The sequence below is a fragment of the Luteibacter sahnii genome (assembly GCF_034063545.1).
GTDB lineage: Bacteria > Pseudomonadota > Gammaproteobacteria > Xanthomonadales > Rhodanobacteraceae > Luteibacter > Luteibacter sahnii.
The window spans coordinates 166,482-182,539 of the sequence record NZ_JAQLOK010000003.1; the positions used below are offsets into that span (position 1 = coordinate 166,482).

Sequence of the window (16,058 nt, forward strand, 5' to 3'; positions counted from 1 at the left end):
CCCGTGCGGCAGGTCAGATCTTCAGGTCGGTCTCGACCGCCCAGGCCTTGCCGTTGCCGGCTTCGGCCAGCGGAATGTCCGCCTTGAACGCGCCGGGCACGGGCGAATACTGCAGCACCTGGGTGCAGCCGGGCTCGGAGAGGAAGAAGCCCAGCATCGTGAGTTTCTTGCTCATCAGCACGAACGTCGTGGCGGGCGGCAACGTGGCCGACGCGGGCGCGGCGATCGCCTCGGCGTGCAGCTTCATCACCAGCGCCTTGCGCTGGGCCTCGTCCAACTGGAGAAACGGCTTGCCGCCCGCGGTGTCGAAGGCCGCCATCGAGGTGACGTAGCGCTTCTGTTCCTGCGGGGTGTAGACGTCCTTGAACATCTGGTCGATGAAGCGGGGCACGCCGGCGTCGACCGCCCCCGGCGTGTCGGTGCGCGGGATGATGATGTCGGCGACGGCACCGATCAGGGCCAGTTGCGCGGCCGTGAAGAAGCCCGGCGCGGCGCCCGGTTTCTGCGACGCCGCGTGCGCCTCGGCCACGGCCAGCAGCGACGGCCCGGCGATGACGCCGACCGCCAGTGCGGACATGCTTTTCAACCACTCTCGACGGTTCATGGCGTGATCCTCAGACGTTGCCGCGCTTGAGTTCTTCCACGGCGTGGTTGGCCGCGCGAGCGGTCAGGGCCATGTAAGTCAGGGAAGGGTTCTGGCACGCGGACGACGCCATGGCGGACCCGTCGGTGATGAACACGTTCTTGCAGGCGTGCATCTGGTTCCAGGCGTTCAGCACCGAGGTCTTCGGATCGCGGCCCATGCGCGCGGTGCCCATCTCGTGGATCCCGGCGCCCACGTTGGCCGGCGTCACGAACGATTCCACGTTGCGATAGCCCGCGGCGTTGAGCATCTCCATGGCGTCGGCGATGATGTCCTTCGCCATCCTGAGCTCGTTTTCCTGATGCGCGGCGTCGAAGTTGAGCACGGGCAGGCCGTACTTGTCCTTGCGGTTGCGATCGAGCGTGACCTTGTTCTTGTGCGACGGCAGCATCTCGCCGAAGCCCATCATGCCGATCGACCACGGTCCGGGTTTCTCCGCCGCCTTCTTCAGATCGGCGCCGATCGCGTCCGTGTCGGCCAGGCGGGTCCAGTCCGCGCGGCTGGCGCCGCCCTGGAAACCGTAGCCGCGCAGGTAATCCCGCTTGTCGCCGCCGATGTTGCGATAACGCGGAATGTAGAAGCCGTTGGGCCGGCGCCCGAAGTAGTAGCGATCTTCGTGGCCGTCGACGAGCGCGTGCGCGCCGCTGCCGAACAGGTGGTCCATGATGTTGTGGCCGACCTCGCCGCTGTCGTTGCCGAAGCCGTTGGGAAAACGGCTCGACACCGAGTTGAGCAGGATGTGCGAGGTACCGAAGGTCGAGGCGCACAGGAAGATGATGCGGCCGAAGTAATCGGTCTGGTGGCCGGTTTCCGCGTCGAGCACGCGCACGCCGGTCGCCTTGCCCTTTTTATCGTCGTAGATCATTTCGTAGACGATGGCATTGGTCACCATCGTCATGTTGCCGGTGCGCTCGGCCGAGGGGAGGGTCGACGAATTGCTGCTGAAATAGCCGCCGAACGGGCAGCCGCGCATGCACAGGTTGCGGTACTGGCACGTGCCGCGCTGCGGGCTCTGGTCGTGCTTGAGCGGTGCCGACAGGTTCGCGGTGCGGCCGATGATCAGCTTGCGGTTGAGCTTGGCGTCGAGCTTGCCGCGGAAATCCTTCTCCACGCAGTTCAGCTCCATCGGCGGCAGGAAATCGCCGTCGGGCAGCTGGGCGAGATGATCGGTGTTGCCGCTGACGCCGATGAAGTGCTCGACGTAGTCGTACCACGGCGCCAGGTCGTCGTAGCGGATCGGCCAGTCCACGCCCACGCCTTCCTTGCCGTTCGCCTCGAAGTCCATGGGGCTAAAGCGATAGCTCTGCCGGCCCCACATCAGCGACCGGCCGCCGACGTGATAGCCACGGAACCAGTCGAACGGCTTGGTTTCCTCGTAGGGGTTGTCGATGTCGTCGACGAACCAGTGCTTGGTCGACTGGGTGATACCGTAGAACGACGGGCGCGTGTGGATCGGGTGCCGTGCGATGTCCTCGCGCGTGGGCGCGTCGCCGTAGGGCAGCTCCCAGGGCGCTTTCATCGCCGTGGGATAGTCGCCGTGCTTGACCATGGGGCCGCGATCGAGCACGAGGGTCTTCAGGCCCTTCTCGGTCAGTTCCTTGGCGGCCCAGCCGCCACTGACGCCGGTGCCGACGACGATGGCATCGTAAGTGTTCGTGTCCATGCCTGTCCCTTCAGCGCAGCGGGCGGAGGTAGTCGAAATCGACGCGGGCGGCGTCGAGCGAACTCATGCGGGAGAACGGACCCTCCTGCTCGACGAAGCAATGCTTCAGGCCGGAGGCGTCGGCCGCGGCCATGATCGGCTTGTAGTCGAGCGTGCCCCGCCCGAGTTCGGCGCCGGGGTAGTCCTTGCCGCCGCCGGCGAGGAAATCCTTCGCGTGCATCAGCGTGATGCGGCCGGGATTGGCTTTGAAGTAATCGGCCGGGTTCTTGCCGCCAGCATGCACCCACCCGCAGTCGAGTTCGAACTGCACGAGCGCGCGATCGGTTTCCTTCAGCAGCACGTCGTAGAAGGTTTCGCCGTCGCCCACGTCCGTGAACTCGGCATGGTGGTTGTGATAGGCGTACTGCAGTCCCGCCTTGCGTGCCTTTTCGCCGAGCCGGTTCGCATACGCCGCGGTGCGCTTGGCGGCATCGCGCGTGTACGCCGGGTCGCCCGACCCATTCGCTTCCTTCTGCATGATCGCCGGCAGCATGCTGCTGACGATGTACGTGGCGCCGAGCGTGTGGGCGGCGTCGATGCCCGGTTCGAAGCCGAGGCTGTCGAAGTGCAGGCTCGGGCAGCCCAGCCCCGCTTCCTTCAGCTGGTCGCGCAGGGTGGCGGCGGTGGTGGTGACGATGGCCTCGATCTCGACGTAGCCGATCGACTTGAGCGTCTTCAGCGTGCCGACCGGGTCTTTCGTATAGGCATCGAGCACCATGTAGAGCTGGATACCGAGCCCCTTGCCCTTCGCGGTGGCGGCCAGGAGCTTGCCGGGTGCGCCGAGGGTGAGGCCGAGCGCGGTGCCGCACAGGGCGGAGCGCGTCAGGAATTGCCTGCGGGTCATCATGAAACGGGGTCTCCTTTCGAATCAGTGGGCGTCGGCGACGGCGGCAGTCGCCGTGGCCCTGCGATCCTTGAACATCAAGACGAAGAGCACGAAGACGGCGGCGGCGAACGCCCCGGCGACGATCCAGATGCCATGCCAGTCGTGCGTCGTGTCGGCGCGCGTGTACGACTGCACGACCATGCCGGACAGCCACGAGCCGACGAACATGCCCAGGCCGTAGGTCAGGAACGTGATCAGGCCCTGGGTGGCCGCGCGCAGCGCCGGCGGCGCCTCGCGATCGATGTAGATCTGGCCGACCACGAAGAAGAAGTCGAAGCAGATGCCGTGCAGGATGATGCCGACCCAGAGCATCCACATCATCTGGCCGGTGTCGCCGAAGGCGAACAGGGCGTAGCGCACCACCCAGGAGAGCATGCCCAGGGCCAGCATGTACTTCACGCCGAGGCGGCGGAAGAACCAGGGGATGAGCAGCATGCAGAAGAGCTCGGACATCTGCCCGCCGGTCATCTTGCCGGCGGCGTTCACCACACCGATCTCATTGAGGAACAGGTTGGTGAACGCGTAGTAGAACTGCAGGGGAATGCAGATCAGGAACGACGCGAGGGCGAACACCGCCATCGAGCGGTCACGCAGCAGGTGCAGCGATTCCAGGGGTAGCGCATGGCGCAGTTCGAAGCGGGTGTTTCGCGCCAGCGGCGGGGTCGGCGGCAGGGTGAAGCAATAGCCCGCCATCAGTACCGAGAGGCCGGCCGCCAGGAGCAACGGCGAGGCGGTGGCCTCGACGCCCCAGGCACCCACGGCGAGACCGACCAGGATCCAGCCGATGGTGCCGAACACGCGGATTGCCCCGAATTCCTCCTGGGGATTGCGGATGTGCCGCATGGCGAGCGACGCGGTCAGCGCGAGCGTCGGCATGTAACACAGGCTGTAGGCCAGCAGGGCGGCGTAGACCAGCGCGAACGAGGTCTGCTGCGCCGCCACCACCAGCAGCACGGCGCCCAGCAGGTGCAGCAGGGTCAGTACGCGGCGCGTGTCGAACAGCCGATCGGCGAGCAGGCCGACGAATAGCGGTGAGATGATCGCGCCGATCGCGGTCGTGCCGGCGACCGCGCCGATCTCGGTACCGGTGAAATGCAGGGTCTTGCTCAGCCAGGTGCCGACCGTGACATACCACGCGCCCCAGATCGCGAACTCGAACAGCATCATTACGCTAAGGCGCCATTTCATCCGCGTTTCCTCTTCGTGCGTGGAGTGGTGAGGGGATCGTCGATGGATTGCCAGACACCCCCCTGGGCATGGCTCTTGAGCATCGCGTCCACCAGCAGGCTGTTTCGGTAGCCGTCCGCGAAGGTCGGCAGGGCGGCAGGCCGTGTCGCCTCCGTGGCGCCCCGCCGGATCCACGTATAGGCATCGGCGATCACGTTGCGGAAAGCGTCGGCCCAGGCTTCCGGATGACCGCCGGGCAGATGGGCATAGCCACGGGCGGACGGGTCGAGCAGGGCCGGGTCGCGGGTCAGCACCGCGTTGGCCTTGGCGTGCTGGCCGAGCCACAACGCGTTGGGTTGTTCCTGGCGCCAGCCGACCGAACCTTCGCGACCGTTGATTTCCAGGCGCAGGTCGTTCTTGTGCCCGGGCAACACCTGGCCGACGGTGACGCAGCCCCGCGCGCCGTTGTCGAAGCGCAGCAGCACGCTGGCGAGGTCTTCGCTGGTGATCGCCTGCCGTTTGCCCGGCGCCTTCGCCGCGCCGGCGAAGGCCTTGGCCGAGGTGTCCGGCACCTCGCGTTCGGCGACGACCGTGTGCAGGTCGGCAAGCACCGCCACGATGCGCGCGCCGGTGACGTGCTCGGCAAGGTCGCACCAGTGCGAGCCGATGTCGCCCAGCGCCGAGCTGGCGCCGCCCCGTTTCGGATCGAGCCGCCACGAGTACGTGCGCGCGTCGGTCAGCCAGTCTTGCAGGTAACAGCCGTGCACGAACACTGTCGGTCCGATCCGGCCCTTGGCAATCATCGTCCGCGCCTGCTGCACCAGCGGATAGCCGCGGTAGTTGAAGGTGACCACGTGCGCCAGGCCCGCCTCGCGCGCCGCGTCGTAGAGCTCGCGCGCGTCGTCGCTGCGGCTGGCCAGCGGCTTGTCGGAGATCACGTGCTTGCCCGCACGCAGCGCGGCCAGCGACACCTCCCGATGGAGATGGTTGGGCGTGGTGTTATGCACCACCTGCACGGCAGGGTCCGCGAGCAGGTCGCGGTAATGGGCATAGGCGCGGCCGGCGTTCAGTTCACGGGCGCGCCGGGTGGTGGACGCCAGGCTCGAACCGGCGATGCCGACGATATCGACGTGCCCGAGCCGGCGCACGGCGTCGAGGTGGTGCGCGGCGATGAAGCCGGGGCCGACCAGCCCCATGCCGATCCGCTTCACCGGTCTGCCGCTCTGGCGCGGGTCGTGTTCGACTGGCCTGCCATGGTTCCCCCGATGTATTCGATTACATCCGCGATCGACCCGTCAGCGAGGACGTAAGCGTCGCGAGATACCGTGCTTCCCCTGGAGGCGCATGGAAGCGAGCCTCAAAAGTGGCAAGATATGTAGCAGATGGATAAATGCCGACGCAACGATTTCATGTAATCCATTACATTGCACTGCACCAAAGCCAAGGAACGATGGGACGTGAGCGGGAACGGAAAGAGGCGAAAGGACGGGGCGGCCGGTGACGCCGGCATCGATGTTGCGGCGCAGCCCGTACGCGTGCGCACGGTGAAGGAGATCGCGGCGATCGCGAAGGTTTCGGTGGCAACCGTTTCGCGCGCGCTGCAGCGTCCGGACATCGTCAGCGAAGAAACGCGCGCGCGGATCCACGAGGTGGTGAAGCGCCTGGGCTACACGCCCAACGCGCTCGCGCGCAACCTGCGCACCGCGCGCACGCGGCTGATCGTGGCCCTGCTGCCCGACATCGCCAATCCGTTCTTTTCGGAAGTGATCCGTGGCATCGAGCAGGTGGCCTACGAAAACGGGTATTCGGTGTTGCTGGGCGAGACGCAGAGCAACCTCGTGCGCGAACAGGCGTACGCCGACATGGTGGCCGCCCGCCAGGCCGACGGCATCATCACAATGTTTCACCGCGTGCCGTCGATTCCCATGGAAGGCCGCCTGCCCATCGTCAACGCGTGCGAATACGTCAAGGACAGCGCGATCTCCAGCGTCTACATCGATAACGTGACGGCGGCGACGCAAGCGGTGGACTACCTTCTCGCCCTCGGCCACCGCGACATCGCCTTTATCGCGGGGCCATCGACGAGCCCCATCTGCGTCGATCGCGAGCAGGGCTACCAACGGGCACTTCAGAACGCCGGGCTGGCCGTCGATCCGTCGCTGACGGCCGTGGGCGATTTTTCGATCGAGGCCGGCGAGCGTGCGGTCGAGTTGTTCCTGGCCCAGGGGCGCTCGTTCAGCGCGATCTTCTGCGCCAACGACGAGATGGCGATCGGCGCGATGCGGGCGCTTCTGTCGCGCGGGCTGCGGGTGCCGCACGACGTCTCGGTGGTGGGCTTCGACGACATCCGCTTTTCGCGCTACACGTCGCCGCCGTTGACCACCGTCGCCCAGCCGAAGAATGCGCTGGGCCGCGAGGCGATGACGATGCTGCTCGAACTGCTCGGCGACCCGGAAGTGCCCGCGCGCAAACGGATCCTCTGTGCCGAACTCGTGGTGCGCGGCTCGACGGCGCCGCCGCCGTCCAGGACCTGACCGGCGGCGTCAGTCGTTCGCCGGGGGGACCAGGGCGATCACCGTCCAGCCCGGGCGGGGCTCGAGCGGTTGCTTGCCGGTGGCGACGCGCAGGTCGCCGCGGGGCTCCACGCCGAACAGCAGCAGGGCATCCGTGCCGTACTGCGCGAGGAAGTTCGTCCAGGCGAACGTGTCGCTCAGGCGGGTGGTCTTGATCCGCCACCCACCGTGCAACAGGTCGTCGAAGCGGGCGTGCGTCATGTCCTCGCCGAACAGCGCCGGGGCCAGCAGGTTGCCCGCCAGCGACACGCGGCCATGGCTCTCCTCCGGCGAGAGGTTGCGCAGCCGGAAGACTTTGTCCCGGCCGAACTCCTCGCGGTAGTGCACGCTGACCAGCGAGTTCAGCTCGCGGTGCGTGGACATCGCCAGCAAGTGGCCGATGCCCGCGAGGTCCAGATGACGATCGGCGGCCTGCGAGGCCGGATTGCCGAAGAACGTCGGCACGCCTTCCATGCGCGCGGTGCGGATGCCATGCCAGTCGTCGTCGGCGACGATCACGCGCAGGCCGTCGATCGCGTGCAGCGCCCGGGTGACCTCAAGCGCCACCGCGTTGGCGCCATAGACCAGCACCCCGCGCGGCTCGGGTTCGGCCACGCGCAGCCAGCGCGCGAGGGGGCGCGCGGTGGCGCTCTGGAACACCACCGTGCCGATGATCATCAGGAACACCAGCGGCACGAGCTTGTCGGCACCGGTCATGCCGGTGCTCTCCAGCCGCAGGGCGAACAGGGCCGACACCGAGGCGGCGACGATGCCGCGCGGCGCGACCCAGGCCACGAGCGCGCGCTCGCGCCAGGTCAGTCCGCTGCCCAGGCTGGAGACGAAGACGGACACCGGCCGGATCACCAGCTGCGCGACGGCGAAGATCGCCAACCCGGCGAACAGCGTCCCGTCCGGCAGGGGCCAGTTGAGCCGGGCGGCCAGCAGGATGAACAGCGACGACACCAACAGCGTCGTGAGGTGTTCCTTGAAATCCATGATGTCGTCGATGTGCACGTCGCGCATGTTGCCCAGCGCGATGCCCATGACCGTGACCGCCAGAAGGCCCGATTCGCCCGCCAGGGCATTTGACAGGCTGAAGGTGAACAGCACCGCGGCGAGCGTGCCGAAGTTCTGCAGGTATTCGGGGATCCAGTGGCGGCGCAGCAGGTTGCCGTGGATGAAGGCGGCCACGCCGCCCAACACGGCGCCGCAGGCGACGGTGCCGAGGAACACCTGTACCGAGTGGCCTTCCTGGTGCGAGGCGATCGCCTCGTACACCAGCACCGCGAACAGGGCGCCGACCGGGTCGATGACGATGCCTTCCCAGCGCAGCACGTTCGCGATGCGTGCGTTCGGCCGGACGGTGCGCAGCATCGGCGCGATGACCGTGGGCCCGGTCACGCAGGTGAGCGCGCCGAAGAGGAAGGCCAGTTCCCAGCTGACGCCGCCGATGTAGTGCGCCGCCACCGCGAGCAGCCCCAGCGCCAGTACCGCGCCGTAGGTGACCAGGCCGCGTACGGCGTGGCCGATGCCCTTGAGCTCGTGGAAACGCAGGGTGAGGCTGCCTTCGAACAGGATCACCGCCACCGCGAGGGAGACCACCGGAAACAACAGGTCGCCCATGACCTTGTCCGGCCGCAGCAGCCCCGTGACGGGCCCGGCCAGGATACCCGCCAGCAGCAGGAACAGGATCGCGGGCAGCCGCACGCGCCAGGCCACCCACTGGCAGAGAAACCCGATGCCGAGCATCAGGGTCAGGAGCATTCCGAGTTCGATACGCATGCAAGCCCTTGGACAGGGGTGGCGCCAGCCCATGACGCCGCCAAGGGGCGCGAGCCTACACAGCGGGATGTGAAGGCCCGTGCGCGAACGCGCGCCTCAGCGCGGCCGACAGCCCGTACTCGCCTTGACCGCCGTATCTGTCGCATTAAAATGGGGGCCAATCGCACCCGAACCTCTGGCGCTGGCTGGTCCAGCATCACGTTCGGGTCTTCTTTTTCCGGAACGGATACCGGTGATCGTCAAAGCCTCATCCAAGCCCCACACGTCATACGCCGATCTCGTTCATCTGCTGAGGTCGAGAGGCATGGCCATCGACGACCCCGTACGCGCCGAGCGCAAGCTGTCCCAGGTGGGTTATTACCGACTCAGTGGCTTCTGGTTCACGGCACGGGAGTTCCGGCGCGATGCTTCGGGGCGACCCATTCGCTGCCCGAACACGGCGCGCCCACTGAGGCTCGACGAGTTCATGCGGGGAACGAGGTCCCGGGTCGACCTGGGTGTCCTCGGTCGCCGACGTCGTGGATTCCAAGCCGCCGCTACCGGGTTGCACGTTCGAAGCCATGGGGCTACCCACGGGTTCCAGAGGCTTTCCGAGAGAGGCTTTCACATAGTGATCGTTCGTCCGGTGGTCATCGTGTCGTTTCAGGGGCCAGCACCGACATTGCTGCGACGAAGCGTCTCGGTGAGGGTGCCGAGTTCGCAACGCGATGGATCCGCACGGCACGCCTCGGGAACCAGCGCCTGCCGTCCCGGCGAATGGGCCAGGTCGAGGACCTGCAGCTGGCGAAGCTGGTCCGGTGCCTGGGCTTCGTAGGCGGTGCGCACGTAACGCTTGCCGTCGCCCGAGCGCCACACGGTGATGACGAAGGCGCCGCCCACGGGCGGGTCGTCCTTGGCGTAGCCCGGTAACTGGAAATGGATGCCCAGCCGGCTGGCGAGGGCGACGATGTGGTTGTCGCTGCCGACGAAGACCGCCAGTCGCGGACCGTTCGGATCATCCAGTAGCGTGGCGATGCGTTTGCCCAGCAGGGCGGCGACGCGCTCGGCCACGTAGGCGGGGCGGGCGTGGACGTCGAACAGCAGCGCGTGCAGCTGCGACAGCGCGCGGAACGCGGCGGGGTCGAATCGCCCCCACGCGATCTGATCCGGCGGCATGCCCTGCAGGTAAGCCATCAGGATCGCCTCGGCGGTGCCCGAGGTCACAGCGATCGGGCCGTCCAGCGTCAGGCTCTTGCCGTCGTCGGACAGGCCAAGGTGGCCTTTCCACGTCGCCGGCTGGCAGACCGGGGGCGTATCGCCGGGCTTGCAGCCCATGACCCGGGCGAACGTCGTCATCGCCTCGCGGTGGCGATCGGTCAGCGCATCCGGTCCGCCCGTCGCCTGCCGGATCGACGACAGCGCGGCGCGGCCGTCCCAGCCCACCGCGCCCGCCGCCACCGGATTGAACAACGGATCGGTGCTGTCCTGGGGGCGATGGCCGACGGTAAGGCCGCATCCCGGTGCGAAGGCATCGCCGTAGGCCTGTCCGCTGGCGATGGTCCGCTGGTCGGTATTGGCCCAGATCGACACGCTGCCCGCGGCGGGGCAGCCGTCGCGGGGAAACAGGCCGGCGTCCGCCATCCAGGCGCGGTCGTAACGGGCCATCGCCATCACGCCCTCGCGGCCGTGCGGGGTGAGGATGGACGGCGGCACCGGCCACGCCGGCCACGCCGCGCCGTGCACGTCGTCGACCTGGATCTCGCCCGGCAGCGGCGAGCGCACGCCGTGCCGGTAGACCATCACGACCTGGTCCAGGCGCAGGTCGTTCGCGGCGTGGACTGGCATCGCGAGCACCAGGCTGAGCAGCGCCACCCTGTGGCGCCACCCGGTGCGCGCGGGCATCGTCATCGCGTGCCGCATGCTCAGAACGTGTAGCTCAGGTTGACCATGTAGATGCGTCCCGTCTCGACGTAGGCGCCGTCGGCACCCGGATCGTACGCCAGGTAGCGCTTGGACTTGCCCGACGTCTCGTAGAAGGTCGCGCTGTTGAGCAGGTTCTTCACCGAGAGGCCGACGCCGAAACCGTAAGGCAGGTCATAGGTCGCCGAGACGTCCAGGGTCTTCACCGGCTGCAGGTAGTAGTCCAGCCCGTTGCCGTTGAGCCCGATCAGCTGCAGGCCGGTGTAGTTGTAGGTGAGGTCGGCGCGCAGGTGGTCGTCGTGGTAGAAGATCGCGGCGTTGTACATGCGCTCGGGTGCACGCGGCAGCCACGTGCTGCCTGGATGGTCGGCGCGACCGCTCTGCGCCGTGCTGTGCTGCACGGTGAGGTTGCCGCCGATGCCGAAGTGGCTCCACAGGCCGGGGAGGGTGACGAACTGCTTGCGCATCGCCAGCTCCGCGCCGTAGATCTTCGCGTCGCCGCCGTTCTCCGGCATGCTCACCGGGATGCCGCCGGTCAGTACGGTGCCGGTGGGTACGTTGCCGCCCAGCGTGCTGTCGTTGCCGGTGGACGATTGCGAGGTGTAGATGAAGTCGCTCAGGCGCTTGTAATAGGCCGACGCGGTGAGCAGGCCGCCGGTGGCGTCGTAGAACTCGGCCGAGAGATCCACGTTGTCCGCCGTGGTCGGGCGCAGGTTCGGGTTGGGCTTGGAAATCGCGTTGACCTGGCCGGTGATGTCGTCGATCGAATACGACGTCTGGCCGGAAATCAGGCCGAACGCGGGACGGGCGAAGCTGCGCCGCCACGACGCGCGGTACACCGTGAATTCGTCCGGGCGGTAGTTCAGGCTGATGCCCGGCAGCACCTCGCCATAACGACGCCCCTGGTTCACGAAGGCGCCGGTGGCGTCGTCGCCGTTCGAGCGCCACGAGGTGGCCGAGTAGTCGGTCAGTTCGTAGCGCACGCCCGGCACGATGGTGAGGTCCTGCACGCGGAAGGTCGCCATGAGGTAACCCGCGTAGATGTTCTCGCGGCTGGACGTGGTGTTGGCGTTGTAATCGTTGGCCGTGTAGATGCCCGCGCCGTTCGGGTCGTTGAGGTATTTGTACGGCACGGCCTGGTCGAGCACCCACTGGCGGTCGATCAGCTTGAAGGGCCCGGCGTAGCGGCCGCCAAAGGGGTTGGTTACCAGGCGACCGGGAAGATCGGCCAGCGCCGGGCCACCCGGCGCCGACGACCCATAGTCCGGGCCGCCGAAGAAGGGGCCGCCGTAGACGAAGTTGTTGTCGTCGTGGGTGAACGGATGATCATAGGCGTTGCGCTTGGATGTGTCGCCGGCGAGGCCGAACCGCACGTTGTCGAGGGTCGAATCGGTGAACGCGTAGGTACCGTCGATGTGCGCGTTGATCCGTGTGTCGCGGCTGCCGGCGTCGCCGCCCTGCGTTTTCCAGAAGCTGTCCGAACGCAGGCTGTAGGCGTAGTTCTGCAGGGCCGCGCTGTTGCCGGCCAGGCTGGGGAAGGTCGGGTTGCTCAGGTCGAACTGGAACTGGCCCGGCGCCTTCGCGCCATAGAGGCTCGCCTCGACGTAGTCGGGTACGTCGCGCGTGCCGATGCCGTACGACGTGCCATAGTCGAGCGTGAGGGCGTCGGCCGTGCTGCTGCCGCCGAGCTGGAGGGTCGCGGTCTTCTCGTGGATGTCCCGCGTATTGAAGTAACCGCCGCGAAGCACCTGGTTGCCACCCTGGTTGCGCGCCGACATCTGGTTCTGCTGGCCCTGCACCTCGTAGGCGCCGTAGATGGCGCGTGCGTAGAGCGAGGTGTTCTCGCCGTTCCAGTCCAGCGAGACGTTGCCGCCGTAGCGTTTGATCTGGTTTGTGTAGACGCTGTACTTGTACTGCGAGCTCTGCAGCGGGCCATCCTGCGACAGGTCGCTCGACGACCGGGTCGGATCGACCGGCTTGTACTGCGCATTGGGTGCCACGGCCTGGGCGGCGTTGTCGTACTTGCCGTAATACCCGGCGGCGTAGATACCGAACTGCTTCGTATCGCCGAAGCGGTGGGCCAGCTCCTGCTGGAACACGCCGCCCTTGTCGGACAGGCCGCGATGTTGGGCGAGGTCGTTCAGGCGCCCCTGCACCGATGTCTTCGCGTAGGTGTCGCCGGCGAAGTCGAAGGCGGTCGGCGTGCGCATCTCGATCGTGCCGCCGATGGCGTCGCCGGCCATGTCCGGCGTGGGGGTCTTGGGCACCTTGACCGACTGGATGCCGAATGGCGCGAGCATGTTGAGCGAGATCGCGCGGGTCGAGGCATCGGTCTCAGGCAAGGCGAAACCGTTGAGCGTATAGGCGTTATAGCTGGAATCCAGGCCGCGGATCGTCACGTACTCGCTTTCCCCGGTCGCCGCCTGGCCCAGGTGCATGTCGCTGTACGAGGACAGGCCGGGCAGGCGCGAGAGCACGTCGGCGATGTTCGCGGTGGGGACGGCCTCGATCTGCTGCTTGCCCATCACCGTGGTCACGCCGGTGGACAGCCGTTGCTCGTCGACCGTGCCGGTGGCGACCTGGGCGTCCACGCTCATGCCGTTGAGCGTGGTGACTTTCTTGTCGTCCTTGGCGTCGACATCGTCGGCGCGGACCGCCGTCACGTGGAAAAGGGCGGTCGCGATGGCCAGCGAAAGCAGGGCCGGGGAAAGGGACGGGCGCATGGAAACCTCTGGAACGATCGGATGAAATGGCCGACGAAACGGCCGCGAGATGACGTCAGTGGGACAGGTCGGCGCGCAGGCAGCTGTCGTCGGCCGTGAGGGGATCGCAGCGCGCGATCGCGTTGCCGGGGAAGGCCACGACGTAGCCGCTGGGGGCTGCCTCGTGCTTCGGGAAATCGGTGCTCAGCAGTTGCGCGCCGCTGGCGAACATCGTGTCGCGCCGCCGCGTGTCGTTGGCGGCGGCTTCCTTGAGGTTGACGTCGGTGCGGGTGCGCACCAGGTATCCCTCGCGCACGCGTTGGGCGATCGTTTCGCGAGGGCCGTCGTTCAGTTCGAGAAAGGCCGCGTCGTCGTCGCCCGGCGCCGCGTTGGTGAACATCGCGCGGCCGCGCAACGACGGGTGACCCTGCAGATACGCCTTGCCGACCGAATGCTGGTCGAGCAGAAACACGAAGCGACCACGGGCCGAGGCAAGCGTCGGCCATCCGGCGTGGCGCACGGCCTCGTTGAGCGTCGCGTAACATCCACGCACGTCATCGGGCGACACATAGCTCGCGCGTGGAAAGACCCGCGTGATTTCCGCTTCGAGACGGTTCATCGCGTCAGCGTCGAACGGTTCGGGCGCGACCGTCGCGAACGGCATCGACAGGGGCGTTTCCTCCGTCTCCAGCAGGACGAAGATCGGCAGGTGGCCCGGATGCCCCTTCGACCACGTGAGCAGCTCGCGCAAACAGGCCTCGAGCGGCTGGCAGGTGGCGCGTTGGTCCATGTCCTGGATATGCATCACCTTGAAGCCGGGCGCCGCCATCACCGCCGGGTCGGCCGACGGCGGATCCGGTGGCAGCCCTGCCGCCGCCACCTGTGCGACCACGGCCGGGGTGGCATAGCGGCCGCCGCGCACGTCGCCGTAGACGTCCAGTTCCACTTGCCGCACGCCGTCGTCGAGCTGACGACTCAGCGACGGATGCGCGTAGGTAAGGATCGCGTAGGTCTTCGGGTCCACCCGTTGCCATATCGCCGCCTCGCCCGGCGCCAGCCCCGCGTGATAACTGTTGTGGCTACCGATGTACTGCACGCTGGTGATGCGCGTGACATCCGCCGGGCGGCCCATGACGGGCGATGCGACCGCGCACGCCGCGTACGCGAAACACAGAAAGCCCACGCGAATAAAGCCTGCCATCACACTGCCACCGACGAGTTAGGCCTGACGGATTCAATCGATTGAAATCGAGTGTTTTCGCCATAGGCCGGGGTATCGGCGGCACCTTATCGGCACTTTTTGACAGCGCGACGACGAGGGCGTGAAGCGTATGTCTTAGGGGGATGTGACAGGTGTCATGGGGTGGTCATTTGGGGGCGATAGGGGATGGGAGATGGGAAGTGGGGGCGCATGGACCGGCGCCTGAGGGGCTGGTCGCGTGATCCAGCGGCAACCCAGGCGCAGAGGCTCACGTCACCGGGCCTTTCGCCGGCTACCACGCCCCCACTTCCCATCCCCCAACCCCTTCCCCTCAATCCCCTGACACCTGTCAGATGTTCCGCCACCCCATCCGCGCGAGACTTGCTCTCACACACAAACCCCTCGGAGCTGACCCCATGCAAGCCTTCACCGGTGTTTTCATCCTGGCCGTCCTCGTCGGCGTCGGGATTCTCTGGGAGTGCTCGCGCTGGATCAGCGCCCGCACGAAGCTGCTCGAAGAGCGCGCCCGTCAGCTGAAGCTGGACAACGACGCTCGCGAAGGCAACGCCACCCAGGCCCCGAACGCCGTGACCTCCCACGCCTGAGCGGCGCGCCCGGATGCACGGCCTGGCGACCTCTCGTTACCGAGGCCTGCCTCCATGCGATCCGTTAACCATGCCACGCTAAACGATCGTCACACCGTTCACGTTATTGCCTGGATCCGCCCAGAACGCCTCGTTCGCGAAGCGGCCAAAGACGTCACGCGGCAACACGGCCTTGCGTTCCACGGCCTGCACCTTCGCCCGCACCACATGTAGCCCCGGCATGCCCACGCGCGCGTCGAACTCATCGGCGCTGTACTGCACGTGATCAAAGTCGTGTTCGAACCAGGGTTCGCCGAGGAAGGCGTAGACCGCGCGTACCGCCGTCTCCGGATCGCGGACCAGGCTTTCGTAGGTAAGCAGCATGAGATGGTCACGGGCATGCTCGCCGTAGAAGGCCTCTTTCGTCGCCTGGTAAGCGAAGCCGACCATGCCGCGCGGATCGGTGAGGGCTTCCACGCGCGAATACACGGTGGTGTTGGTGTCGAACCGAAACACTTTGCTCACGCTCACCGGCTGCTGGCGCACGAGGCGCTCCATGCTGTCGAGCACCCAGGCCAGCTGGCGCACGCAGGCGATGACCTTCACGCCCGGAAACAGCGTCTCGAGCAGGCCCATGCGGCTGCACCACAGGCGGCTGGTGTCGAAGATGGCTTCGGCGCGGTCGTCGACCGAGTAGAAATGCTCCACCAGGCCGCGCAGCATCGCCGCGCGCTGTGCGTCGGTCACGTCGAAGGCGAAGTCGTTCTTGCTGCTCGCCTCGGCCATCACCACGCCGAGGATGTCGGCCAGCGGGCTGGTCATGCCGGCGCGGAAGCGCGGATTCTGGTTGAGGATGGCGGCCAGCAGCGTGGTCCCCGCGCGCGGTAGCCCGGAGATGAAGTGGAAGCGACGGGGCGTCGGCGTATCGGGCATGGAGGCG

The 16,058-nt window shown here is 67.0% G+C and carries 12 protein-coding genes; 2 read left to right on the forward strand and 10 right to left on the reverse strand.

From position 1 onward, the window contains the following. Positions 1-13: 13 nt before the first annotated feature. The 5 genes from PI246_RS11090 to PI246_RS11110 are packed head-to-tail and all read right to left on the reverse strand — an operon-like array spanning position 14 to position 5,609. Positions 14-604 carry a gluconate 2-dehydrogenase subunit 3 family protein gene (locus PI246_RS11090; RefSeq protein ID WP_320551359.1) on the reverse strand — a complete coding sequence of 197 codons (591 nt, stop codon included), beginning with the start codon at positions 602-604 and terminating at the stop codon, positions 14-16. Positions 605-614: 10 nt separating this feature from the next. Beyond that, positions 615-2,306: a GMC family oxidoreductase gene (locus PI246_RS11095; RefSeq protein ID WP_320551360.1), complete on the reverse strand. Its 1,692-nt coding sequence runs from the start codon at positions 2,304-2,306 to the stop codon at positions 615-617. 10 nt (positions 2,307-2,316) lie between these two features. Continuing rightward, positions 2,317-3,192 carry a sugar phosphate isomerase/epimerase family protein gene (locus tag PI246_RS11100; protein ID WP_320551361.1) on the reverse strand — a complete coding sequence of 292 codons (876 nt, stop codon included), beginning with the start codon at positions 3,190-3,192 and terminating at the stop codon, positions 2,317-2,319. A 21-nt stretch (positions 3,193-3,213) separates the two neighbouring features. Beyond that, positions 3,214-4,419 carry a nucleoside permease gene (locus tag PI246_RS11105; protein WP_320551362.1) on the reverse strand — a complete coding sequence of 402 codons (1,206 nt, stop codon included), beginning with the start codon at positions 4,417-4,419 and terminating at the stop codon, positions 3,214-3,216. Further along, positions 4,416-5,609 carry a Gfo/Idh/MocA family protein gene (locus PI246_RS11110; RefSeq protein ID WP_320551363.1) on the reverse strand — a complete coding sequence of 398 codons (1,194 nt, stop codon included), beginning with the start codon at positions 5,607-5,609 and terminating at the stop codon, positions 4,416-4,418. The genes PI246_RS11105 and PI246_RS11110 overlap by 4 nt, the downstream gene beginning before the upstream one ends. Before the next feature lie 246 nt (positions 5,610-5,855). Between PI246_RS11110 and PI246_RS11115 the strand changes: the two genes are divergently transcribed. After that, entirely contained in the window at positions 5,856-6,932 is a 1,077-nt protein-coding gene (locus PI246_RS11115) for a LacI family DNA-binding transcriptional regulator (protein WP_320551364.1), read from the forward strand. Between the two features lie 9 nt (positions 6,933-6,941). On the opposite strand, the gene PI246_RS11120 is transcribed toward PI246_RS11115, so the two are convergent. The 4 genes from PI246_RS11120 to PI246_RS11135 all read right to left on the reverse strand — a co-directional run bounded on the left by PI246_RS11120 (position 6,942) and on the right by PI246_RS11135 (position 14,465). Next, complete coding sequence (locus tag PI246_RS11120) at positions 6,942-8,732, reverse strand: cation:proton antiporter (RefSeq protein WP_320551365.1); 1,791 nt, start codon at positions 8,730-8,732, stop codon at positions 6,942-6,944. Between the two features lie 642 nt (positions 8,733-9,374). Next, positions 9,375-10,631: a histidine-type phosphatase gene (locus PI246_RS11125; RefSeq protein ID WP_320551366.1), complete on the reverse strand. Its 1,257-nt coding sequence runs from the start codon at positions 10,629-10,631 to the stop codon at positions 9,375-9,377. 2 nt (positions 10,632-10,633) lie between these two features. Then, positions 10,634-13,354: a TonB-dependent receptor gene (locus tag PI246_RS11130; RefSeq protein WP_407069806.1), complete on the reverse strand. Its 2,721-nt coding sequence runs from the start codon at positions 13,352-13,354 to the stop codon at positions 10,634-10,636. Between the two features lie 55 nt (positions 13,355-13,409). Then, a complete protein-coding gene (locus tag PI246_RS11135) occupies positions 13,410-14,465 on the reverse strand; it encodes a phosphatidylinositol-specific phospholipase C1-like protein (RefSeq protein WP_320551703.1) in 1,056 nt (351 codons plus the stop codon). A gap of 485 nt (positions 14,466-14,950) precedes the next feature. Between PI246_RS11135 and PI246_RS11140 the strand changes: the two genes are divergently transcribed. Then, positions 14,951-15,139: a hypothetical protein gene (locus PI246_RS11140; protein ID WP_320551367.1), complete on the forward strand. Its 189-nt coding sequence runs from the start codon at positions 14,951-14,953 to the stop codon at positions 15,137-15,139. Positions 15,140-15,217: 78 nt separating this feature from the next. On the opposite strand, the gene PI246_RS11145 is transcribed toward PI246_RS11140, so the two are convergent. Then, positions 15,218-16,051: a sulfotransferase family protein gene (locus PI246_RS11145; RefSeq protein WP_320551368.1), complete on the reverse strand. Its 834-nt coding sequence runs from the start codon at positions 16,049-16,051 to the stop codon at positions 15,218-15,220. Between the last annotated feature and the right edge of the window lie 7 nt (positions 16,052-16,058).